Genomic DNA, 21474 nt, shown 5'->3' with positions numbered 1-21474 from the left:
CGTCTCACGGACGAATAGAGGATTAAAGTGGCTCGTAAGACTCCCATTGAGCGCTACCGCAATATCGGTATCTCGGCTCACATTGACGCGGGTAAAACCACCACGACCGAGCGTATCCTGTTCTACACCGGTGTGAACCACAAGATCGGTGAAGTGCATGATGGCGCCGCCACCATGGACTGGATGGAGCAGGAACAGGAGCGTGGCATCACGATCACCTCCGCTGCCACCACCGCCTTCTGGAAGGGCATGGCCGGCAATTACCCGGAACACCGCATCAACATCATCGACACCCCGGGCCACGTGGACTTCACCATTGAGGTGGAGCGCTCCATGCGCGTGCTGGATGGCGCATGCATGGTCTACTGCGCAGTGGGTGGCGTGCAGCCCCAGTCGGAAACCGTCTGGCGCCAGGCTAACAAGTACGGCGTGCCGCGCCTGGCCTTCGTCAACAAGATGGACCGTACCGGCGCGAACTTCTTCAAGGTCTACGACCAGCTGAAGACCCGCCTGAAGGCCAGCCCGGTTCCCGTCGTTGTGCCCATCGGCGCCGAAGACACCTTCAAGGGTGTGGTCGACCTGATCAAGATGAAAGCGATCATCTGGGACGAGGCCAGCCAAGGCACCAAGTTCGACTACGTGGACATCCCGGCTGAACTGGCCGACTCGTGCAACGAATGGCGCGAGAAGATGGTCGAGGCAGCTGCCGAGTCGAACGAAGAGCTGATGAACAAGTATCTGGAAGAGGGCGAACTGTCCGAAGCCGAGATCATCAAGGGCCTGCGTGACCGTACCATCGCCTGCGAAATCCAGCCGATGCTGTGCGGCACCGCGTTCAAGAACAAGGGCGTGCAGCGTATGCTGGACGCCGTGATCGACTTCCTGCCGTCGCCGGTCGACATCCCGCCGGTCACCGGCGTGGACGACGACGACAAGGAAACGTCGCGCCGTGCCGCGGACGACGAAAAGTTCTCCGCTCTGGCGTTCAAGATCATGACCGACCCGTTCGTCGGCCAGCTGATCTTCTTCCGCGTCTACTCGGGCAAGGTCAATTCGGGCGATACCATCTACAACCCGGTCAAGAGCAAGAAGGAACGCCTGGGCCGGATTCTGCAGATGCACGCCAACCAGCGCGAAGAAATCAAGGAAGTGCTGGCAGGCGACATCGCCGCCGCGGTTGGCCTGAAAGAAGCCACCACGGGCGATACGCTGTGCGATCCGGACCACATCATCATCCTGGAACGCATGGTGTTCCCGGAGCCGGTGATTTCGCAGGCTGTCGAGCCGAAGACCAAGGCTGACCAGGAAAAGATGGGCATCGCCCTGAACCGCCTGGCACAGGAAGATCCGTCGTTCCGCGTCAAGACCGACGAAGAATCCGGCCAGACCATCATTTCGGGCATGGGCGAGCTCCACCTGGAAATCCTGGTCGACCGCATGAAGCGCGAATTCGGCGTGGAAGCCACCGTGGGCAAGCCCCAGGTTGCGTACCGCGAAACCATCCGCAAGACCTGCGACGAAGTGGAAGGCAAGTTCGTCAAGCAGTCGGGCGGCCGTGGCCAGTACGGTCACGTGGTGCTGAAGCTCGAGCCGCAAGAACCGGGCAAGGGCTACGAATTCGTCGACGCCATCAAGGGCGGCGTGGTTCCGCGCGAGTACATCCCCGCAGTGGACAAGGGCATTCAGGACACCCTGAACTCCGGCGTTCTGGCAGGCTTCCCGGTGGTCGACGTCAAGGTCACGCTGTTCTTCGGTTCGTACCACGATGTGGACTCGAACGAAAACGCGTTCAAGATGGCCGGCTCCATGGGCTTCAAGGAAGGCATGCGTCGCGCAAGCCCCGTGCTGCTCGAGCCGATGATGGCCGTGGAAGTGGAAACGCCCGAAGACTTCATGGGTAACGTGATGGGCGATCTGTCGTCGCGTCGCGGCATTATCCAGGGCATGGACGACATGGTCGGCGGTGGCAAGATCCTGCGCGCGGAAGTTCCGCTGGCAGAGATGTTCGGCTACTCGACCTCGCTGCGTTCGGCCACGCAAGGCCGCGCTACGTACACGATGGAGTTCAAGCACTACGCTGAAGCGCCGAAGAACGTAGCCGACGCCGTGATCACGGCACGTGGCAAGTAAGTAAAAAATCCGCCGCCGCGCGTTGTGCGCGGCGGCACTATGAACACGACATACTGGTTTCGATTAGGAGCTGAAAAATGGCAAAGGAAAAGTTCTCGCGGACTAAGCCGCACGTGAACGTTGGCACGATCGGTCACGTTGACCATGGCAAGACCACCCTGACGGCAGCAATTGCCACGGTGCTGGCAGCCAAGTTTGGCGGTTCGGCCAAGAAGTACGACGAAATCGACGCAGCGCCGGAAGAAAAGGCACGCGGTATTACCATCAATACCGCACACGTCGAGTACGAAACGGCTAACCGCCACTACGCACACGTTGACTGCCCGGGCCACGCTGACTATGTGAAGAACATGATCACGGGCGCCGCACAGATGGACGGCGCAATCCTGGTGTGCTCGGCCGCTGACGGCCCCATGCCCCAGACCCGCGAACACATCCTGCTGGCCCGCCAGGTTGGCGTGCCTTACATCATCGTGTTCCTGAACAAGTGCGACATGGTCGACGACGCCGAGCTGCTCGAGCTGGTCGAAATGGAAGTGCGCGAGCTCTTGTCCAAGTACGAATTCCCCGGCGACGACACCCCGATCATCAAGGGTTCGGCCAAGCTGGCACTGGAAGGCGACAAGGGCGAACTGGGCGAGCAAGCGATCCTGGCCCTGGCCGACACGCTGGACACCTACATCCCGACGCCGGAACGTGCCATCGACGGCACCTTCCTGATGCCGGTGGAAGACGTGTTCTCGATCTCGGGCCGTGGCACGGTTGTGACCGGTCGTATCGAGCGCGGCATCATCAAGGTCGGTGAAGAAATCGAAATCGTGGGCATCAAGCCGACGGTCAAGACCATCTGCACCGGCGTGGAAATGTTCCGCAAGCTGCTGGACCAAGGTCAAGCTGGCGACAACGTGGGTCTGCTGCTGCGCGGCACGAAGCGCGAAGACGTCGAGCGCGGCCAAGTGCTGTGCAAGCCGGGTTCGATCAAGCCGCACACGCACTTCACCGGCGAGGTCTACATCTTGTCGAAGGACGAAGGCGGCCGTCACACCCCGTTCTTCAACAACTACCGCCCGCAGTTCTACTTCCGTACGACCGACGTGACTGGCTCGATCGAGCTGCCGAAGGACAAGGAAATGGTCATGCCGGGTGACAACGTGTCGATCACGGTCAAGCTGATTGCCCCGATCGCCATGGAAGAAGGCCTGCGTTTCGCCATCCGTGAAGGCGGTCGTACCGTCGGCGCCGGCGTCGTGGCAAAGATCCTCGACTAAGCAAACTTCCTGGAGCTGGCTGGCGGTACAATACCGTCGGCCAGTTCCCTTGTTCCAGGGCGCTAGCCGCCCATCGCTCTTTAAAGGAAATATCATGCAGAACCAGAAGATCCGTATCCGCCTGAAGGCTTTCGACTATCGCCTGATCGACCAGTCGGCAGCCGAAATCGTGGATACCGCCAAGCGCACCGGCGCGATCGTCAAGGGCCCGGTGCCCCTGCCGACCCGTATCCAGCGCTTCGACATCCTGCGTTCGCCGCACGTCAACAAGACGAGCCGTGATCAGTTCGAGATTCGTACTCACCAGCGCCTGATGGACATCGTCGATCCTACCGACAAGACCGTTGACGCACTGATGAAGCTCGACCTGCCGGCCGGCGTCGACGTCGAAATCAAGGTGTAAGGTATTCCGCACAAGACCGCCCAAAGCGGTTTTGCGCAAACAAGAACGGCGAACTTCGGTTCGCCGTTCTTGTTTTTGTGCTCCCATTTCACCGCAATGCGGCCTAGGAAGGCCCGCGCCGGCGCAGCGTCTGGCCCGGCGGCTCGCCGAAATTCTTGCGGTATTCCAGGCTGAAGCGTCCCAGGTGGCCAAAGCCCCAGCGCAGGGCCGCGGCCGTGACCGAGTCGATCGCCAGGTCGTTCAGCAGGTCATGGCGAACACGCTCCAGTCGCACCGCGCGCAGGTAGGCCATTGGGCTGATGCCCCGATGCTCCCGAAAGCCCGCATAGAGCCCGCGCAGGCTGACGCCGGCGACTTCCGCCAGCAGGGCCGGGGTCAGTGGTGCCTGCGCATGGGCATGGATGTATTCCTCGACCTGCTTCACGTGACGCGGCGCCAAGGGTTTGCCCCGTGCCCGCATCGCCTCCGCCAGGCTATGGGGCTGCACCGTCAACAACGTGCCGATCACCAGCTGCTCCAGCTGGCAAGCCGTCAACGGATGCCGCGCCGCATCCGGCGCCAGCGCGAGCAGGTCCGCCAGGTAGTGCATCAGCTGGTACCAGGCTGCCAGGCGGCGCCACTCCATCCCGAGCTCGAAGCGCAGCGGTGCCTGCGGCCGATGGCCGAGGTACGCCGCGCATACCCGCTCCATGGCACCGCGCTCCACGCGCACGATCAACTGGTCGCTGTCGTGGCTCCAGCGCATCCGCACGGGGTCGCTGGGCGTGAGCACCGAGGCCGTGTCGCGGTCGGAGAGGATCTGCTGCCGGCCGCAATGGATCTGGGCATGGCCCGCCAGCGGCATCTGCACAAGCAGGAAATCATCAAGCGGCCCAGGCTCGATCTGGACCTCCGCGCCATAGGCCAGCCGGTTGAACGACACGGCGCCAAGCGGCGCATGATGCATGCGGGCAGCCAGCGTCGTGCCGCCGATGGTGAGCTTGTGCGGCTTGAAAACCGTACCCACCGCTGCGCGCGTCTGGGCCTGGTCGGTCGAGGCGAAGACCAGCCGGGCGGGGTCGGATAGCAGGGCGCCTGCCAGCGGCTCGGTGGCCGTGGCCGCGGGGGGCTGCGGCATTGTCTCGCTCCTCGGCGTCATTGGCGCGCCGCTTCGTACGTTGAGCCCGGCCAGCCTGCGGGCGGATTCCTTCACACCACTATAGTGGATCGCTTCCCGGCGCCCCTTGCCCGCACCGGTATTTTCCTGCACTAATCGGATAGCCGCTGCAGCCCGCGGCTAGCTTGCTGCGGTGCGGATCGCCCATGATGGAATCCAGCACGGTAGCCCCATCCCCCAAAACAAAGGAACGCAGCCCATGGGCCAGACCATCCAGATCCACGCCGCCGACGGTAGCGGCACGTTCAGCGCCTACCTCGCCACGCCCGCAGCGGGCAAGGGGCCCGGCATTGTGTTGTGCCAGGAAATCTTCGGCGTCAACGCCACCATGCGCGCCGCGGCGGACTACTACGCCGAGGAAGGCTACACGGTGCTGGTGCCGGACCTGTTCTGGCGCATCGCCCCTGGCATCGAACTGGGCGATCGCGGCGAGGACTTCCAGCGCGCCTTGGGCTTGTATCAGCGCTTCGATGAGGCCCTCGGCGTCAAGGATGTCGGTGCGGCCCTGGACGCGCTGCGCGCCCGCCCCGAATGCGTGGGCCAGACCGGGGTGCTTGGCTTTTGCCTGGGTGGCAAGCTCGCCTATCTGGCTGCTTGCCGCCTGGACGGTGTGGCCTGTGCTGTGGCGTACTACGGCGTCGGCATCGAGCGCGCGCTGGACGAGGCGGCCGATATCCAGGGACGGCTGGTGCTGCACGTGGCCGAGCGCGACGGCTTTTGCCCACCCGAGGCGCAAGCGCAGATCCGCGCAGCCCTTGGCGGCAAGGACGGTATCGAGCTGTACGTTTATCCGGGCGTCGACCACGCGTTCGCGCGCACCGGTGGCGAGCATTTCGACCGCCCCTCGGCGCTGATGGCGCATCAGCGCTCGATTGCCGCGCTGCGCGCAGAGATGGGGCCGCACTACGACTTCTCGGCCCTCTGGGACAAGCACTGCGAATACGAATTCGCCACCCGCGATGTCGACGCCACCATGGCGACGATGGTGGCCGAGCCGTATGTCAATCATATCCCGACCATGACCGGCGGCGTCGGCCACCGGCAGCTCAAGCGCTTCTACCAGAACCACTTCGTCAACAGCAATCCGCCCGATACGACGCTGATCCCGCTGTCGCGCACCGTGGGTGCCAGCCAGATCGTCGACGAGATGCTGTTCTGCTTCACGCATACCTGCGAGGTCGACTGGATGCTGCCGGGCGTGGCGCCTACCGGCAAACGCGTGGAGATCCCCCTCATCGCGATCGTCAAGTTCCGCGGGGACAAGCTGTACCACGAGCACATCTACTGGGACCAGGCGAGCGTGCTGGTGCAGATCGGCAAGCTCGATCCCGCCGGCCTGCCCGTGGCCGGTGTCGAGACCGCGCGCAAGCTGCTCGACGAAGCGCTGCCCTCCAACACGCTGATGGCGCGCTGGCAGGAGAGCGAGGGCAAGTAATCCGGGCGCATACGCGCCCCGGTATATCGACGTCATCAAGCAAAAGGGGCGGGCCCGGCACGCGCCTCGGGTACCGCTGCGCCTACGGCGCCGGATGGCCCCCAAGGCGCACGGGCAACGCACCGAATACAAGGAGACAACGTCATGAAAGGACTGCAGGACAAGGTTGCCATCGTCAGCGGTGGCGCCACGCTAATCGGCGCGGGAGTCGCGAAGGCCTTCGTGGAGGCCGGAACGCGAGTGGCGATACTCGATATCGATACCGCCGGCGGCGAGCGCGTTGCCGCCGAACTAGGCCAACGCGCGATCTTCATCCGCACCGACATCACCGACGACACCCAGGTGGCGGTGGCCGTCGCACAGGTGGCGCGGCACTTCGGCGGCATCGACTACCTCATCAACCTGGCCTGCACCTATCTCGACGACGGTTTCAAGTCGAACCGCCGTGACTGGCTCACCGCGCTCGACGTCAACGTAGTCTCCAGCGTGATCCTGGCCCAGGCCGTCCACGATGGAATGCGCGCACGCGGCGGCGGCGCGATCGTCAACTTCACCAGCATCTCGGCCAATGTGGCGCAGACCGGACGCTGGCTTTATCCGGCCTCCAAGGCGGCAATCCGGCAGCTTACCCGCAGCATGGCGATGGACCTCGCGCCGGATCGGATCCGCGTCAACGCGGTCTCGCCGGGCTGGACCTGGTGCCGGCTGATGGATGAGGTCAGCGGCGGCAACCGCGAGCGCACCGATCGCGTGGCGGCGGACTTCCACCTGCTGGGCCGCGTGGGCGAGCCCGATGAAGTGGCCCAGGTCGTGCTGTTCCTCTGCTCGGACCATGCCAGCTTTGTCACCGGCGCCGACTACGCGGTGGACGGCGGCTACTCGGCAATGGGGCCGGAGCAAAACGTCCCTGCCATCCCGCGCCTGGCCGGCTGACGCCGCGCGCCAGGACTTCGATTTCCACGCTGAACTTCAAGTAGGAGATTGCCATGAGCCAACGCATTGCCATCGTCGGCGCGGGCCAGTCCGGCCTGCAGATGGCCCTCGGCCTGCAAGCCAAGGGTTACCGGGTCACGCTGATGACCAATCGCACGCCGGACCAGGTCCGGGCGGGCAAGGTCATGTCCAGCCAGTGCATGTTCGACCGTGCACTGCAGACCGAGCGGGAGCTTGGCCTTAGCTGGTGGGACGACACGTGCCCGCCCGTGGAAGGGATCGGTCTGGCGATTCCGCATCCGGAGCAGCCAGGGGCCAAACTCATCGATTGGGCAGCCCCACTCGACCGGGCAGCCCAGGCAGTGGACCAGCGTCTCAAGATGCCCGCCTGGATGGAGGCCTTCGCGCAACGCGGCGGCGACCTGCGCATCGCCGATGCCGGCATCGATGAGCTGGAAGCGCTGGCGCGCGAGCATGATCTCGTGCTGCTCGCGGCCGGCAAGGGCGAGATCATCAGCCGTTTCGAGCGTGACGCCACGCGCAGTCCCTTTAGCGCGCCGCAGCGCTCGCTGGCCCTGACCTATGTGAACGGCATGACGCCGCGGACCCCGTTCTCGCGGGTTTGCTTCAACCTGATTCCCGGCATTGGCGAATACTTCGTCTTCCCGGCCCTGACGCTGTCCGGACCCTGCGAGATCATGGTGTTCGAGGGCATACCCGGTGGCCCGATGGACCGCTGGGCGGAGCCACGCTCGCCGGAGCAGCACCTCGCCGAGAGCATGCGCATCCTGCGCACGTGGCTCCCGTGGGAGGCCGAGCGCTGTGATGCGGTGACCCTGACCGACGCGCAAGGCATACTCGCCGGCCGCTTCGCCCCAACCGTGCGCCGTCCGGTCATGACCTTGCCCTCGGGCAGGCTTGTGTTCGGCATGGCCGACGCCGTAGTCGTCAACGACCCCATCACGGGGCAGGGCTCAAACAACGCCGCCAAGTGCTGCAGGGTGTATCTCGATGCCATCGTCGCGCATGGCGATCGCGCGTTCGACGCGGGCTGGATGGAGCAGACGTTCGCGCGTTACTGGCAATACGCCGGCGACGTGGTGAACTGGACCAATTCCCTGCTCACTCCGCCGCCGCCGCATATCCTGGCGTTGCTGGGCGCGGCTGGCCATGCGCCGGCGCTGGCCGGACGCATTGCCAATGGCTTTGACAACCCGCCGGACTTCTTTCCCTGGTGGGCCGATCCCGCTGCGTGCCAGCAGTTGATCGACCAGCATCTGCCGCAGGCTGCCTGAAATGGAAGCCGCATGCGCTGTGCTGGATACGAGGGCGCTGCGCCGGGCCTGTGGCCGTTACGCCACCGGCGTGGCGGTCATCGGGGCGTGCGGCGCCGAGGGTCGCCCTATCGGCCTGACCATCAACTCCTTCGCCTCGCTGTCGCTGGCGCCACCGCTGGTCTTGTGGAGCCTGGCGCTGCATTCACCGAATGCCGGGCACTTTGCCGTCGGCAAGCACTTTGGCGTCAGCATCCTGCAGGCGGGACATGGCGAGCTGGCGCGCCGTTTTGCCACGCCGGCGGAGGACAAGTTTGCTGGCGTCCCCCATCGGCGCTGCGAGCGCGGCGTGCCCTACCTGGACGAGGCGCTGGCCACGCTGGCGTGCAGGGTGGAGCGTGCCGACGTGGTGGGCGATCACTTGCTGATCGTCGGGGCGGTGGAGGGATTTGAAGTGGGGGAAGGCGAACCGTTGGTGTTCTTCGGCGGGGAATTCGTAAGGGTAGGGCGGTAACGGAGGCCGTATCGGCACTTGGATGCGGACATCAAGTGTCGATACAGCCGCTAGCAACCCCGCTAACGGCCCCGAAAATCGCATCGCAGAGCGCCGGCGCCAAGTGCAAACATCGCAAAACAACACCCGCCCGCGTCCAGACCCCAACTTCCCAGACCACGCTTGCTCTTTCCAAACCGCTGGGATATAGTGTAAGGCTACCCGTTTGTCTATGGGTAGTGGGCTGGCCAATTTGGCCGCGCGCAGTCTTCTTCAGCGCAAGCCCCGCACTGCAAACACTGTTTTCGTGTATTTAATCAGCCCCGGCCAATCGCAGCTGGGAATGGAGCAAACCATGAGCCTTGGCCTTGTAGGTCGCAAGGTTGGCATGACCCGTATTTTCACGGACGACGGCGATTCAATTCCCGTTACCGTGGTCGAGGTCGGCGACAACCGCGTGACACAAATCAAGACGGACGAGACCGACGGTTATACCTCGGTTCAAGTCACTTTCGGCGCACGCCGCGCTAGCCGCGTCACCAAGCCTTTGGCAGGTCACCTCGCCAAAGCAGGTGTTGAAGCTGGTGAAATCATCCGCGAATTCCGCATCGATGCCGCTAAGGCTGGCGAACTGCAAGCCGGCGGTACGCTGTCGGTCGACCTGTTCGAAGTCGGTCAGAAGATCGACGTCCAGGGCGTGACCATCGGTAAGGGCTACGCCGGTACCATCAAGCGCCACCATTTCGCATCGGGTCGTGCCACCCACGGTAACTCGCGTTCGCACAACGTGCCGGGTTCCATCGGTATGGCGCAGGATCCGGGCCGTGTGTTCCCCGGCAAGCGCATGACTGGCCATCTGGGTGACGTCACCCGCACCGTCCAGAACCTGGAAATCGCCAAGATCGACGCAGAGCGCAAGCTGCTGCTGGTCAAGGGCGCCATTCCCGGCTCCAAGGGCGGCAAGGTTATCGTTACCCCGGCCGTCAAGGCCAAAGCCAAAGCTTAAGGAGCGAATCAATGGAACTCAAGCTCCTCCAGGACAATGGCCAGATCGGTGCAGGCGTTGACGCCTCGCCCGAAGTCTTCGGCCGTGACTACAACGAAGCCCTCGTTCACCAAGTCGTCGTCGCTTACCAGGCTAACGCTCGCAGCGGTAACCGTAAGCAGAAGGACCGTGAAGAGGTCAAGCACACGACCAAGAAGCCTTGGCGCCAGAAGGGTACGGGTCGCGCCCGTGCCGGTATGTCTTCCTCGCCGCTGTGGCGCGGGGGCGGCCGTATCTTCCCGAATTCGCCGGAAGAGAACTTCACGCAGAAGGTCAACAAGAAGATGTTCCGTGCCGGTATGCGCTCGATTTACTCGCAGCTCGCACGTGAAGGTCGTATCAACGTGGTGGACGGTTTCACCGTCGATGCGCCCAAGACCAAGCTCTTGGCCGACAAGTTCAAGGCCATGGGCCTGGACTCGGTGCTGATCATCACCGACAGCCTCGACGAGAACCTCTACCTGGCTTCGCGCAATCTGCCGCACGTGGCGGTTGTCGAGCCGCGCCAGGCTGACCCGCTGTCGCTCGTGCACTACAAGAAGGTGCTGGTGACCAAGGCGGCCGTCGCGCAGATCGAGGAGTTGCTGAAATGACGCAAGTAGCCAAGAACGATCATCGTTTGATGCAGGTGCTGCTCGCGCCGGTGGTTTCCGAAAAGGCAACCCTGGTCGCCGACAAGAACGAACAAGTCGTGTTCGAAGTCGCTCGCGATGCCAACAAGGCAGACGTGAAGGCGGCAGTCGAACTGCTGTTCAAGGTCGAGGTGCAGTCCGTTCAGATCCTGAACCAAAAGGGCAAGCAAAAGCGTTTTGGCCGATTCATGGGGCGTCGCAACCACGTGAAGAAGGCTTACGTTTCGCTCAAGCCGGGTCAGGAAATCAATTTTGAAGCGGAGGCCAAGTAATCATGGCACTCGTCAAGACCAAGCCGACGTCCCCGGGCCGTCGCTCCATGGTAAAGGTTGTTAATCACAACCTGCACAAGGGCGCGCCCCACGCTCCGCTGCTGGAAAAGCAATTCCAGAAGTCGGGCCGTAACAACAACGGTCACATCACCACCCGCCACAAGGGCGGTGGTCATAAGCACCATTACCGCGTGGTCGACTTCAAGCGCAACGACAAGGACGGCATTGCCGCCAAGGTCGAGCGCCTGGAATACGATCCGAACCGCAGCGCCAATATCGCGCTGGTGCTGTTCGCCGACGGCGAGCGCCGCTACATCATTGCCACCAAGGGCATGGTAGTTGGCCAAGCGTTGATGAACGGCTCGGAAGCTGCGATCAAGTCGGGTAACAACCTGCCGATCCGCAACATTCCGGTTGGTACCACCATCCACTGCGTGGAAATGCTGCCGGGCAAGGGCGCTCAGATCGCTCGCGCCGCTGGCGGTTCCGCTGTGCTGCTGGCTCGTGAAGGCATCTACGCTCAGGTTCGCCTGCGCTCCGGTGAAGTGCGTCGCGTTCACATCGAATGCCGCGCCACCATTGGTGAAGTCGGTAACGAAGAGCATAGCCTGCGCGTCATCGGCAAGGCCGGTGCAAATCGTTGGCGCGGTATCCGCCCGACGGTTCGCGGCGTTGTGATGAACCCGGTGGACCACCCGCACGGTGGTGGTGAAGGCAAGACCGCTGCTGGTCGTGACCCCGTTTCGCCTTGGGGTACCCCGGCCAAGGGTTACCGTACCCGCAGCAACAAGCGCACTGCCAGCATGATCGTGCAGCGCCGCCACAAGCGTTAATCGGTAGGTAGGAGCCTAGACATGACACGTTCCGCAAAAAAGGGTCCGTTCTGTGACGCCCACCTGCTGAAAAAGGTGGAAGCGGCCTCAGCCGGCAAGGACAAGAAGCCCATCAAGACTTGGTCGCGTCGCTCGACCATTCTGCCGGACTTCATCGGCCTGACGATCGCCGTACATAACGGCCGTCAACACGTGCCGGTGTATGTTTCGGAAAACATGGTTGGCCACAAGCTCGGTGAATTTGCGCTCACGCGTACGTTCAAGGGCCACGCGGCTGACAAGAAAGCGAAGAGGTAAGGTGCCATCATGGAAGTGAAAGCGATTCATCGCGGTGCCCGCATCTCCGCCCAGAAAACGCGCCTGGTCGCTGACCAGATCCGCGGTCTGCCGATCGAACGCGCGCTCAACGTCCTGACGTTCAGCCCGAAAAAGGCGGCCGTCATCGTGAAGAAGGTGGTCGAATCGGCCATCGCCAACGCCGAGCACAATGAAGGCGCCGACATCGACGAACTGAAGGTCAAGACCATCTTCGTCGACAAGGCAACCTCGCTCAAGCGTTTCACGGCACGAGCAAAGGGCCGCGGCAACCGCATCGAGAAACAAACTTGTCACATCACTGTGACGCTCGGCAACTAAGGAGTCACGATGGGACAGAAGATTCATCCGACTGGCTTCCGTCTGGCCGTCAGCCGTAACTGGGCTTCGCGTTGGTACGCCAACAACACGAAGTTCGCCGGCATGCTGAAGGAAGACATCGAAGTTCGCGAGTTTCTGAAGAAGAAGCTCAAGAACGCTTCGGTTGGCCGCGTCGTGATCGAGCGCCCCGCCCGCAATGCACGTCTCACCATTTATAGCTCGCGTCCGGGCGTGGTGATCGGCAAGAAGGGTGAGGACATCGAACTGCTCAAGGCCGAGCTGCAACGCCGCATGGGTGTGCCCGTGCACGTGAACATCGAGGAAATCCGCAAGCCGGAAACCGATGCGCAGCTGATCGCCGACTCGATCACCCAGCAGCTCGAGCGCCGTATCATGTTCCGCCGCGCAATGAAGCGCGCGATGCAGAACGCGATGCGCCTCGGTGCCCAAGGCATCAAGATCATGAGCGCCGGTCGTCTGAACGGCATCGAAATCGCACGTACCGAGTGGTATCGCGAAGGCCGTGTGCCCCTGCACACCCTGCGCGCCGACATCGACTACGGCTTCTCCGAAGCAGAAACCACCTACGGCATCATCGGTGTCAAGGTGTGGGTCTACAAGGGTGATCACCTCGGCCGCAACGAAGCGCCGGTGGTGGAAGAGCCGCAAGACGATCGTCGTCGTCGCCCGGGTGGTCGTCCTGATGGTCGTCGCCGTGAAGGCGAAGGCGGCCGTCCGGGTGGCAACCGCCGCGGTGGCGCGGGTGCCGGTGCAGGTCGCCGCGCTCCTGGCGCAGATGCGAAGAGTGGAGAATAACGATGCTGCAACCTAAGCGCAGAAAATATCGCAAGGAGCAGAAAGGCCGCAACACGGGTAAAGCTACCCGTGGCAACGCCGTGTCTTTCGGCGAATTCGGCCTGAAGGCGATGGGCCGTGGTCGTCTGACGGCTCGTCAGATCGAGTCGGCACGTCGTGCGATGACCCGTCACATCAAGCGTGGCGGCCGCATCTGGATCCGGATTTTCCCGGACAAGCCGATCTCGAAGAAGCCCGCCGAAGTCCGTATGGGTAACGGTAAGGGTAATCCGGAATACTACGTGGCAGAAATCCAGCCGGGCAAGATGCTGTACGAAATGGATGGCGTGACGGAAGAGCTGGCTCGTGAGGCGTTCCGCCTCGCGGCCGCCAAGCTGCCGATCGCTACCAATTTCGTGGTGCGCCAGGTCGGGACGTAAGGAGAGCAGGGATGAAAGCATCCGAACTTCGCGGCAAAGATGCCGCAGGGCTGAACCAGGAGCTCTCCGAGCTGCTGAAGGCCCAATTTAGCCTGCGCATGCAAAAGGCCACCCAACAGCTGCAGAACACCAGCCAGCTGAAGAAGGTGCGCAAGGACATCGCGCGGGTGCAAACCGTGCTGAACGAAAAGGCGACCTCGAAATGACTGAAACTGCACAAACGGAATCGTCGCTTCGCCGCACGCTGGTCGGTCGGGTAGTTAGCGACAAGATGGACAAGACCGTCACGGTCTTGATCGAAAACCGCGTCAAGCATCCTCTGTACGGCAAGTACGTGCTGCGTTCCAAGAAGTACCACGCACACGACGAAGCCAACCAGTACAAGGAAGGCGACAAGGTCGAGATCCAGGAAACGCGTCCGCTGTCGCGGACCAAGTCCTGGGTGGTTTCCCGTCTGGTCGAAGCTGCGCGCGTCATCTAAAAAACCACACGGTTTTCGGTTGACTTGCGAGTCCAGGGTTATGTGCTATAATCCTGGACTTCCGCTTTGTTGCATTCGCCTTAGTTGTATCACCCCGGCGAATCGGTGAAGCGAACCTAGCCGAGCGGCTCCTGATTAACCATGTTCAGGCCGCCTGGTAACTACCGACTTCAAAGTTGATCAACCCAAACGGTTGCTGGCGCAAAGCCAGGGGCTGACGGGACCAAGACTGACCGGCGGGCGTTGCCCGGTGGATTAAGTTGGGAAGATAACACCATGATTCAGACAGAAAGCCGGCTCGAAGTAGCCGATAACACTGGTGCGCGCGAAGTGCTGTGCATCAAAGTGCTGGGTGGGTCCAAGCGCCGCTATGCGAGCGTGGGCGACATCATCAAGGTGACCGTTAAGGACGCAGCGCCGCGCGGTCGCGTGAAGAAGGGCGATATTTACAACGCCGTCGTCGTGCGTACCGCCAAGGGCGTACGTCGCGCTGATGGTTCGCTCGTCAAGTTCGACAGCAATGCCGCTGTCTTGCTGAACACCAAGCTCGAGCCGATCGGCACCCGTATTTTCGGGCCGGTGACTCGTGAACTCCGTACCGAGCGCTTCATGAAGATCGTGTCGCTCGCGCCGGAAGTGCTGTAAGGAGCCGCCATGAACAAGATTCGTAAAGGCGACGAAGTCATCGTCCTGACCGGAAAAGACAAGGGCAAGCGCGGCACCGTGCAAGCCATGCTCGGCGAGAAGGTTGTGGTGGAAGGCGTCAACGTGGCTAAGAAGCACGCACGTCCGAACCCCATGCTGGGCACCACCGGTGGTGTGGTCGACAAGGTCATGCCGCTGCATATTTCTAACGTTGCGCTCGTGGATGCCAATGGCAAGCCGTCGCGCGTCGGTATCAAGGTGGAAGACGGCAAGCGTGTACGCGTGCTGAAGACCACCGGTGCCGTCGTGGCAGCTTGATTCTGGGCACAGATAGGAGTTGAGCATGACTGCACGTCTGCAAGAGTTTTACAAAGAACAAGTAGTACCGAAGCTGATCGAACAGTTCGGCTTCAAGTCGGTCATGGAAGTGCCGCGTATCACCAAGATCACCCTGAACATGGGCCTTGGCGAAGCCATCAATGACAAGAAGGTCATTGAGCTGGCCGTGGGCGACCTGACCAAGATCGCCGGCCAAAAGCCGGTGGTGACCAAGGCCAAGAAGGCAATCGCCGGCTTCAAGATCCGCCAGGGTTATCCCATCGGCGCGATGGTGACGCTGCGCGGCGAACGCATGTTCGAATTCCTGGATCGTCTCGTGACCGTGGCCCTGCCGCGCGTTCGTGACTTCCGTGGTGTTTCGGGCCGCTCGTTCGATGGTCGTGGCAACTACAACATCGGTGTGAAAGAGCAGATCATTTTCCCCGAAATCGAGTACGACAAGATCGACGCACTGCGTGGTCTGAACATCAGCATCACGACGACGGCGAAGAATGACGAGGAAGCCAAGGCCCTCCTCGCAGCATTCAAGTTCCCGTTCCGTAATTAAGGGGTAACCGTGGCTAAATTGGCTCTGATTGAACGTGAGAAGAAGCGCGCTAGGCTCGTGGCAAAGTATGCCGACAAGCGTGCGACCCTCAAGGCCATTATCGACGACCAAGAGAAGTCGGAAGAAGAGCGTTATAGCGCGCGTCTCGAGCTGCAGCAGCTCCCGCGCAACGCGAACCCGACTCGCCAGCGTAACCGCTGCGCGATCACCGGTCGTCCCCGCGGTACCTTCCGCAAGTTTGGCCTGGCGCGTAATAAGATCCGTGAAATCGCCTTCCGTGGCGAAATCCCGGGTCTGACGAAAGCCAGCTGGTAATTACGCACAGGCTACAGGAGAAACAGTATGAGCATGAGCGATCCTATCGCCGATATGCTGACGCGCATCCGCAACGCCCAAGGCGTGCAGAAAGTGTCGGTTGTCATGCCGTCGTCGAAGCTGAAAGTGGCAATCGCCAAGGTCCTTAAGGACGAAGGCTACATCGACGACTACGCCGTGAAAGAAGAAGGCGGCAAGGCACAACTGAGCATCGGTCTGAAGTACTACGCTGGCCGTCCGGTCATCGAGCGCATTGAGCGCGTCTCGAAGCCTGGTCTGCGCGTGTACAAGGGCCGCAGCGACATCCCCCAAGTGATGAACGGCCTCGGCGTCGCAATCATCTCGACCCCGCAGGGTCTGATGACCGATCGCAAGGCACGTGCCACTGGCGTGGGCGGCGAAGTTCTTTGCTACGTCGCGTAAGGAGTAAACCATGTCCCGTGTAGGTAAGGCTCCCATCGCGCTGCCCAAAGGCGCAGAAGTTAATCTGGCAGCTGGCGTGCTCTCCGTTAAGGGCCCGCTCGGCACGCTGACGCAGCCGATCCACAGCCTGGTCAAGGTCAATGTCGAAAACGACACGCTGACTTTCGCCCCCGCTGATGAATCGCGCGAAGCAAACGCACTGCAGGGCACCATGCGCGCCCTGGTGGCCAACATGGTCAAGGGTGTAACCGCCGGTTTCGAGCGCAAGCTTAACCTGGTCGGCGTGGGCTATCGTGCCCAGCTGCAAGGTACTGCGCTGAAGCTCCAGCTTGGTTTCTCGCACGACGTGATCCATGCGATGCCGGAAGGCGTGACGGCGGCAACGCCCACGCAGACCGAGATCATCATCAAGGGTGCGGACAAGCAGAAAGTCGGTCAGGTGGCAGCGGAAGTCCGCGCGTACCGTCCGCCTGAGCCCTATAAGGGCAAGGGCGTTCGCTACTCGGACGAGCGCGTCATCCTGAAGGAAACCAAGAAGAAGTAAGGGGTGCAATCATGAACAAGAAAGACGCTCGTTTGCGCCGTGCACGTCAGACCCGCGCCAAAATCGCGGAGTTGAAGATCAACCGTCTGACCGTGTTCCGTACGAATTCGCATATTTACGCCCAGGTCTACTCGCCGTGCGGCACGCAAGTGCTGGCATCGGCTTCGACCGCCGAGGCAGAAGTGCGCAAGGAACTGACTGGCAGCGGTGCTACCGCCGCCGCCGCGACCCTGATTGGCAAGCGCATCGCCGAAAAGGCGAAGGCAGCTGGCGTGGAAACCGTTGCGTTCGATCGCGGCGGCTTCCGCTTCCATGGTCGCGTGAAGGCACTGGCTGACGCAGCGCGCGAAGCCGGCCTTAAGTTCTAAGCGCACATAGAGAGATACGTCATGGCAAAAATGCAAGCAAAAGTCCAGCAGGACGAACGCGACGACGGCCTCCGCGAGAAGATGATCTCGGTCAACCGTGTCACCAAGGTGGTGAAGGGTGGCCGGATTCTCGGTTTCGCTGCGCTGACCGTGGTTGGTGACGGCGATGGCCGCATCGGCATGGGCAAGGGCAAGGCCAAGGAAGTGCCGGTTGCAGTTCAGAAGGCAATGGACGAAGCCCGTCGCAAGATGGTCAAGGTCTCGCTGAAGAACGGCACGCTGCAACACGAAGTCGTTGGCAAGCACGGCGCCGCCAAGGTGCTGATGATGCCCGCCAAGGAAGGTACCGGCGTGATCGCTGGTGGCCCGATGCGCGCGATTTTCGAGGTGATGGGCGTGACCAACGTCGTGACCAAGTCGCACGGCTCGACCAATCCGTACAACATGGTTCGCGCCACGCTGGACGGTCTTCAAAAGATGAGCACGCCGGGCGAGATCGCCGCAAAGCGTGGCAAGTCTGTTGAAGACATCCTCGGTTAAGGAGTCGGACGAAATGTCGCAACAAACCGTAAAAGTGCAACTCGTGCGCAGCCTGATCGGCACGCGTGAGGATCATCGCGCCACCGTACGTGGCCTGGGCCTGCGCCGTATCAATTCGGTGTCGGAGCTGCAGGACACGCCCGCTGTTCGCGGCATGATCAACAAGGTGTCGTACCTGGTCAAGGTTCTGGCCTGATACCGGGACACGGAGAGCAAGATGCAACTCAACAACCTGAAACCGGCTGACGGTTCGAAGCACGCAAAGCGTCGCGTCGGCCGCGGTATCGGCTCCGGCCTGGGCAAGACTGCCGGTCGTGGTCACAAGGGTCAGAAGTCGCGTTCGGGCGGCTTCCACAAGGTCGGCTTCGAAGGCGGTCAAATGCCGCTGTATCGTCGCCTGCCGAAGCGTGGCTTCACCTCGCTCACGAAGATCTTCACCGCTGAGGTGAGCCTGCGTGACATCGAGCGTCTGGAAGCCACCGAGGTGGACCTGCTGGTTCTGAAGCAGGCTGGCCTGGTGACTGAGCTGGTCAAGAGCGCCAAGATCATCAAGGCTGGCGAGCTGACCCGCAAGGTAACGATCAAGGGTCTGGGCGCCACCGCTGGTGCCAAGGCTGCGATCGAAGCCGCCGGCGGTCAGATCGCGGCGTAATTTAGCAGCAGATTTCGCAGCATAGGCGAGTCACAGTCGGAGCATCGTTTGGCCACGGCGAAACCCAATGCAAGCACGCAAGCCAAGAACACGGCGAAGTACGGCGACCTAAAGCGCCGGCTGATGTTCCTGGTGCTGGCCTTGATCGTGTACCGCATCGGAGCGCATATTCCGGTGCCGGGAATCGATCCGGAACAGCTTGCGAAGCTTTTCCAGAGTCAGTCAGGTGGCATCCTCGGGATGTTCAACCTGTTCTCGGGCGGTGCACTGTCGCGCTTTACCGTCTTCGCGCTCGGCATCATGCCGTACATCTCGGCGTCGATCATCATGCAATTGCTGACGATCGTGCTGCCGCAGCTGGAGTCGTTGAAGAAGGAAGGGCAGGCGGGTCAACGCAAGATCACGCAGTACACGCGCTACGGCACGGTGGTTCTGGCCACCTTCCAGGCGCTGTCGATTGCAGTCGCGCTGGAATCTCAGCCTGGTCTGGTGATCGATGCGGGCCTGATGTTCCGGGCGACCGCGGTGATCACGCTGGTGACCGGTACGATGTTCCTGATGTGGCTGGGTGAGCAGATCACCGAGCGGGGTCTGGGCAACGGCATCTCGATCATCATCTTCGGCGGTATCGCGGCGGGCTTGCCCAACGCGATCGGCGGGCTCTTCGAACTGGTTCGCACCGGTTCCATGAGCATCATTGCATCGATCCTGATCGTTGCAATCATCGCCGGTGTTACCTTCGCCGTGGTGTTTGTCGAGCGTGGCCAGCGCAAGATCCTGGTGAACTATGCCAAGCGTCAGGTCGGCAACAAGGTGTACGGCGGTCAGTCGTCGCACCTGCCGCTGAAGCTGAACATGGCAGGGGTGATTCCGCCGATCTTCGCATCGTCGATCATCCTGTTCCCGGCGACCATCGCGGGCTGGTTCACGTCTGACTCGACGAGCGCTGCCGGCCGGTTCATCAAGGACCTGGCTGCGACGCTTTCGCCGGGACAGCCGGTCTACATCCTGCTGTACGCTGCTGCAATTATATTTTTCTGCTTCTTCTATACGGCTCTTGTGTACAACAGCCGGGAAGTCGCGGACAACCTGAAGAAAAGCGGTGCCTTCATTCCGGGCATTCGTCCGGGCGAGCAGACGACGCGCTACATCGACAAGATTCTTGTCCGTCTGACGCTGGCTGGTGCGATCTACATCACACTGGTCTGCCTGTTGCCGGAATTCCTGGTACTGCGCTGGAACGTTCCGTTCTATTTTGGCGGAACCTCGTTGCTGATCATCGTGGTCGTCACGATGGACTTCATGGCCCAGGTCCAATCCTATGTCATGTCGCAGCAATATGAGTCCCTGCTGAAGAAAGCGAATTTCAAGGGTAATCTGACCTTGCGCTGAAGCCGGGTCGGTACAGGCTAGGTATGGCAAAAGACGACGTCATCCAGATGCAGGGGGAGGTCCTGGAAAACCTTCCCAACGCGACGTTCCGCGTCAAACTGGAAAACGGCCATGTAGTGCTGGGCCATATCTCCGGCAAGATGCGAATGAACTACATCCGGATTCTTCCGGGTGATCGGGTGACGGTTGAACTGACCCCATATGATCTGTCACGCGCGCGCATCGTCTTTCGGACGAAGTGAAGCGAACAGGAATTGAAGGAAGAGGAAAATCATGAAAGTGCTGGCTTCTGTTAAGCGCATTTGCCGCAACTGCAAAGTTATCAAGCGCAACGGTGTCGTGCGCGTGATCTGCTCGTCGGATCCCCGCCACAAGCAACGCCAAGGCTAATCGGAAAGAGGATTGACGAATGGCACGTATCGCAGGGGTTAACATCCCGAACCACAAGCATACCGAGATCGGCCTGACGGCTATTTACGGTATCGGCCGCTCGCGCGCCCGCAAGATTTGCGTGGCCACCGGCGTTCCCTTTGACAAGAAGGTCAAGGACCTGACCGACGGCGACCTGGAAAAGCTTCGTGACGAAGTAGCCAAGGCCACGGTTGAGGGTGACCTGCGTCGTGAAACCACGATGAACATCAAGCGTCTCATGGACCTTGGTTGCTATCGTGGCGTCCGTCACCGCAGGGGTCTCCCGATGCGCGGTCAGCGCACCCGCACCAACGCCCGTACCCGCAAGGGTCCGCGTAAGGCCGGCGTGGCTCTGAAGAAGTAAAGCCGAAGGCAGAGGAAGAAACTAATGGCAAAAGGTCCGAATAACGCCGCCCAGCGCGCGCGTAAGAAGGTCAAGAAGAACGTTGCCGACGGCATTGCGCACGTCCACGCTTCGTTCAACAACACCATCATCACGATCACCGACCGTCAGGGCAACGCTCTGGCATGGGCAACCTCGGGTGGCCAGGGCTTCAAGGGTTCGCGTAAGTCGACGCCCTTTGCAGCTCAGGTTGCTGCCGAGAACGCCGGCCGCGTGGCGCAAGACCAGGGTATCAAGAACCTGGACGTGCGCATCAAGGGTCCCGGCCCTGGCCGTGAATCGGCTGTGCGCGCGTTGAACGCGCTCGGCATCAAGATCTCGATTATCGAAGACGTGACGCCAGTGCCGCACAACGGCTGCCGTCCGCCCAAGCGTCGTCGGATCTAAGCGCCGGTGTGATACCCGGGCTGTGGGTGAGGTCTTCCTCCCTCTCTGCCCGGTGTGGTAGCATCGCACGTTGACCTGCTGCATATGCTTTGCGGCAGGTTTTCGTTTTGCGTTTTTGTGTTTGGCGATTGGCCTCATGGCCCGCCGCCTGGTGCAAGCAGTCAGTCATATGCTTTTGCGCGTGCCCTCAGGGGAATGCGCTGGATAAGCCCACCGTCTGCCACTCATGCGTCCCTAGAACGGGCGGAGAAGGCGGACTCGCGGCGCGTCGAACAAGGCGCC

33 protein-coding genes are annotated in these 21474 nt (G+C 61.6%); 32 read left to right on the top strand and 1 reads right to left on the bottom strand.

Annotated features, from left to right (window positions below; genetic code table 11):
• Positions 1-27 precede the first annotated feature (27 nt).
• The 3 genes from fusA to rpsJ all read left to right on the top strand — a co-directional run bounded on the left by fusA (position 28) and on the right by rpsJ (position 3801).
• Complete coding sequence (gene fusA / locus ACGLHR_RS02265; RefSeq protein ID WP_174424950.1) at positions 28-2130, top strand: elongation factor G; 2103 nt, start codon at positions 28-30, stop codon at positions 2128-2130.
• A 77-nt stretch (positions 2131-2207) separates the two neighbouring features.
• Positions 2208-3398, top strand: a complete 1191-nt coding sequence (gene tuf, locus ACGLHR_RS02260) for an elongation factor Tu (RefSeq protein WP_267604579.1) — start codon at positions 2208-2210, stop codon at positions 3396-3398.
• A 94-nt stretch (positions 3399-3492) separates the two neighbouring features.
• Entirely contained in the window at positions 3493-3801 is a 309-nt protein-coding gene (gene rpsJ, locus ACGLHR_RS02255) for a 30S ribosomal protein S10 (RefSeq protein ID WP_006160488.1), read from the top strand.
• 103 nt (positions 3802-3904) lie between these two features.
• Here rpsJ and ACGLHR_RS02250 read toward each other — a convergent pair whose 3' ends face one another.
• Positions 3905-4918: an AraC family transcriptional regulator gene (locus ACGLHR_RS02250; protein ID WP_400091602.1), complete on the bottom strand. Its 1014-nt coding sequence runs from the start codon at positions 4916-4918 to the stop codon at positions 3905-3907.
• A gap of 238 nt (positions 4919-5156) precedes the next feature.
• On the opposite strand from ACGLHR_RS02250, the gene ACGLHR_RS02245 reads away from it, so the two are divergent.
• The 29 genes from ACGLHR_RS02245 to rpsK all read left to right on the top strand — a co-directional run bounded on the left by ACGLHR_RS02245 (position 5157) and on the right by rpsK (position 21192).
• The gene (locus ACGLHR_RS02245; RefSeq protein WP_400091600.1) at positions 5157-6392 is read left to right on the top strand and encodes a dienelactone hydrolase family protein; all 1236 of its coding nucleotides are present in this window, start codon (positions 5157-5159) and stop codon (positions 6390-6392) included.
• 144 nt (positions 6393-6536) lie between these two features.
• Positions 6537-7325, top strand: a complete 789-nt coding sequence (locus tag ACGLHR_RS02240) for an SDR family oxidoreductase (protein ID WP_400091599.1) — start codon at positions 6537-6539, stop codon at positions 7323-7325.
• Positions 7326-7378: 53 nt separating this feature from the next.
• Complete coding sequence (locus tag ACGLHR_RS02235; protein ID WP_400091597.1) at positions 7379-8620, top strand: styrene monooxygenase/indole monooxygenase family protein; 1242 nt, start codon at positions 7379-7381, stop codon at positions 8618-8620.
• A 1-nt stretch (position 8621) separates the two neighbouring features.
• Positions 8622-9113 (top strand): flavin reductase family protein, encoded by a 492-nt coding sequence (locus tag ACGLHR_RS02230; protein ID WP_400091595.1) that lies wholly within the window; start codon positions 8622-8624, stop codon positions 9111-9113.
• Between the two features lie 334 nt (positions 9114-9447).
• Entirely contained in the window at positions 9448-10098 is a 651-nt protein-coding gene (rplC, locus tag ACGLHR_RS02225) for a 50S ribosomal protein L3 (protein ID WP_267604574.1), read from the top strand.
• An 11-nt stretch (positions 10099-10109) separates the two neighbouring features.
• A complete protein-coding gene (rplD, locus tag ACGLHR_RS02220; protein WP_006160474.1) occupies positions 10110-10730 on the top strand; it encodes a 50S ribosomal protein L4 in 621 nt (206 codons plus the stop codon).
• Positions 10727-11041 (top strand): 50S ribosomal protein L23, encoded by a 315-nt coding sequence (gene rplW, locus ACGLHR_RS02215; RefSeq protein ID WP_006160473.1) that lies wholly within the window; start codon positions 10727-10729, stop codon positions 11039-11041. Before rplD ends, rplW begins: the two co-directional genes overlap by 4 nt.
• Positions 11042-11043: 2 nt before the next feature.
• On the top strand, positions 11044-11874 hold the full coding sequence (gene rplB, locus ACGLHR_RS02210; RefSeq protein ID WP_043350353.1) for a 50S ribosomal protein L2: 831 nt from the start codon (positions 11044-11046) through the stop codon (positions 11872-11874).
• Positions 11875-11895: 21 nt separating this feature from the next.
• Positions 11896-12171, top strand: a complete 276-nt coding sequence (gene rpsS, locus ACGLHR_RS02205) for a 30S ribosomal protein S19 (RefSeq protein WP_006160471.1) — start codon at positions 11896-11898, stop codon at positions 12169-12171.
• 9 nt (positions 12172-12180) lie between these two features.
• Entirely contained in the window at positions 12181-12510 is a 330-nt protein-coding gene (gene rplV / locus ACGLHR_RS02200) for a 50S ribosomal protein L22 (protein WP_006160469.1), read from the top strand.
• 9 nt (positions 12511-12519) lie between these two features.
• Positions 12520-13326, top strand: coding sequence for a 30S ribosomal protein S3 (gene rpsC, locus ACGLHR_RS02195; protein ID WP_400091594.1), 807 nt, complete (start codon positions 12520-12522; stop codon positions 13324-13326).
• Positions 13327-13328: 2 nt separating this feature from the next.
• Positions 13329-13745 (top strand): 50S ribosomal protein L16, encoded by a 417-nt coding sequence (rplP, locus tag ACGLHR_RS02190; RefSeq protein ID WP_006160465.1) that lies wholly within the window; start codon positions 13329-13331, stop codon positions 13743-13745.
• Between the two features lie 11 nt (positions 13746-13756).
• Positions 13757-13951 carry a 50S ribosomal protein L29 gene (gene rpmC / locus ACGLHR_RS02185; protein WP_006160464.1) on the top strand — a complete coding sequence of 65 codons (195 nt, stop codon included), beginning with the start codon at positions 13757-13759 and terminating at the stop codon, positions 13949-13951.
• Positions 13948-14226 carry a 30S ribosomal protein S17 gene (gene rpsQ / locus ACGLHR_RS02180; protein ID WP_006160462.1) on the top strand — a complete coding sequence of 93 codons (279 nt, stop codon included), beginning with the start codon at positions 13948-13950 and terminating at the stop codon, positions 14224-14226. The genes rpmC and rpsQ overlap by 4 nt, the downstream gene beginning before the upstream one ends.
• Before the next feature lie 276 nt (positions 14227-14502).
• Entirely contained in the window at positions 14503-14871 is a 369-nt protein-coding gene (gene rplN / locus ACGLHR_RS02175; RefSeq protein ID WP_017225233.1) for a 50S ribosomal protein L14, read from the top strand.
• 9 nt (positions 14872-14880) lie between these two features.
• Positions 14881-15189 (top strand): 50S ribosomal protein L24, encoded by a 309-nt coding sequence (rplX, locus tag ACGLHR_RS02170; protein ID WP_043350346.1) that lies wholly within the window; start codon positions 14881-14883, stop codon positions 15187-15189.
• 25 nt (positions 15190-15214) lie between these two features.
• Positions 15215-15757, top strand: a complete 543-nt coding sequence (gene rplE / locus ACGLHR_RS02165; protein ID WP_006160458.1) for a 50S ribosomal protein L5 — start codon at positions 15215-15217, stop codon at positions 15755-15757.
• Between the two features lie 9 nt (positions 15758-15766).
• Complete coding sequence (gene rpsN, locus ACGLHR_RS02160) at positions 15767-16072, top strand: 30S ribosomal protein S14 (RefSeq protein WP_006160456.1); 306 nt, start codon at positions 15767-15769, stop codon at positions 16070-16072.
• A 27-nt stretch (positions 16073-16099) separates the two neighbouring features.
• The gene (gene rpsH / locus ACGLHR_RS02155) at positions 16100-16495 is read left to right on the top strand and encodes a 30S ribosomal protein S8 (RefSeq protein WP_006160454.1); all 396 of its coding nucleotides are present in this window, start codon (positions 16100-16102) and stop codon (positions 16493-16495) included.
• 10 nt (positions 16496-16505) lie between these two features.
• Positions 16506-17039 (top strand): 50S ribosomal protein L6, encoded by a 534-nt coding sequence (rplF, locus tag ACGLHR_RS02150; protein WP_267604573.1) that lies wholly within the window; start codon positions 16506-16508, stop codon positions 17037-17039.
• Positions 17040-17050: 11 nt separating this feature from the next.
• Complete coding sequence (gene rplR / locus ACGLHR_RS02145; RefSeq protein ID WP_043350338.1) at positions 17051-17407, top strand: 50S ribosomal protein L18; 357 nt, start codon at positions 17051-17053, stop codon at positions 17405-17407.
• Positions 17408-17428: 21 nt separating this feature from the next.
• On the top strand, positions 17429-17947 hold the full coding sequence (rpsE, locus tag ACGLHR_RS02140) for a 30S ribosomal protein S5 (protein ID WP_006160449.1): 519 nt from the start codon (positions 17429-17431) through the stop codon (positions 17945-17947).
• A 13-nt stretch (positions 17948-17960) separates the two neighbouring features.
• Complete coding sequence (rpmD, locus tag ACGLHR_RS02135; RefSeq protein ID WP_006160440.1) at positions 17961-18143, top strand: 50S ribosomal protein L30; 183 nt, start codon at positions 17961-17963, stop codon at positions 18141-18143.
• A 21-nt stretch (positions 18144-18164) separates the two neighbouring features.
• Positions 18165-18599, top strand: a complete 435-nt coding sequence (rplO, locus tag ACGLHR_RS02130; RefSeq protein WP_267604571.1) for a 50S ribosomal protein L15 — start codon at positions 18165-18167, stop codon at positions 18597-18599.
• A 48-nt stretch (positions 18600-18647) separates the two neighbouring features.
• Positions 18648-19991, top strand: a complete 1344-nt coding sequence (secY, locus tag ACGLHR_RS02125) for a preprotein translocase subunit SecY (protein WP_267604570.1) — start codon at positions 18648-18650, stop codon at positions 19989-19991.
• A 23-nt stretch (positions 19992-20014) separates the two neighbouring features.
• Complete coding sequence (infA, locus tag ACGLHR_RS02120; protein WP_006160436.1) at positions 20015-20233, top strand: translation initiation factor IF-1; 219 nt, start codon at positions 20015-20017, stop codon at positions 20231-20233.
• Between the two features lie 31 nt (positions 20234-20264).
• The gene (rpmJ, locus tag ACGLHR_RS02115) at positions 20265-20381 is read left to right on the top strand and encodes a 50S ribosomal protein L36 (protein ID WP_006160433.1); all 117 of its coding nucleotides are present in this window, start codon (positions 20265-20267) and stop codon (positions 20379-20381) included.
• A gap of 19 nt (positions 20382-20400) precedes the next feature.
• The gene (gene rpsM, locus ACGLHR_RS02110) at positions 20401-20766 is read left to right on the top strand and encodes a 30S ribosomal protein S13 (protein WP_006160431.1); all 366 of its coding nucleotides are present in this window, start codon (positions 20401-20403) and stop codon (positions 20764-20766) included.
• A 24-nt stretch (positions 20767-20790) separates the two neighbouring features.
• The gene (rpsK, locus tag ACGLHR_RS02105) at positions 20791-21192 is read left to right on the top strand and encodes a 30S ribosomal protein S11 (RefSeq protein WP_006160430.1); all 402 of its coding nucleotides are present in this window, start codon (positions 20791-20793) and stop codon (positions 21190-21192) included.
• Positions 21193-21474 lie beyond the last annotated feature (282 nt).

Origin of the sequence: Cupriavidus sp. CuC1 (assembly GCF_044627735.1) — a bacterium.
Taxonomy (GTDB): domain Bacteria; phylum Pseudomonadota; class Gammaproteobacteria; order Burkholderiales; family Burkholderiaceae; genus Cupriavidus; species Cupriavidus ulmosensis.
The sequence above is the reverse complement of the archived record's forward strand: the minus strand, read 5'-3'. Positions and strand labels throughout refer to the sequence as shown.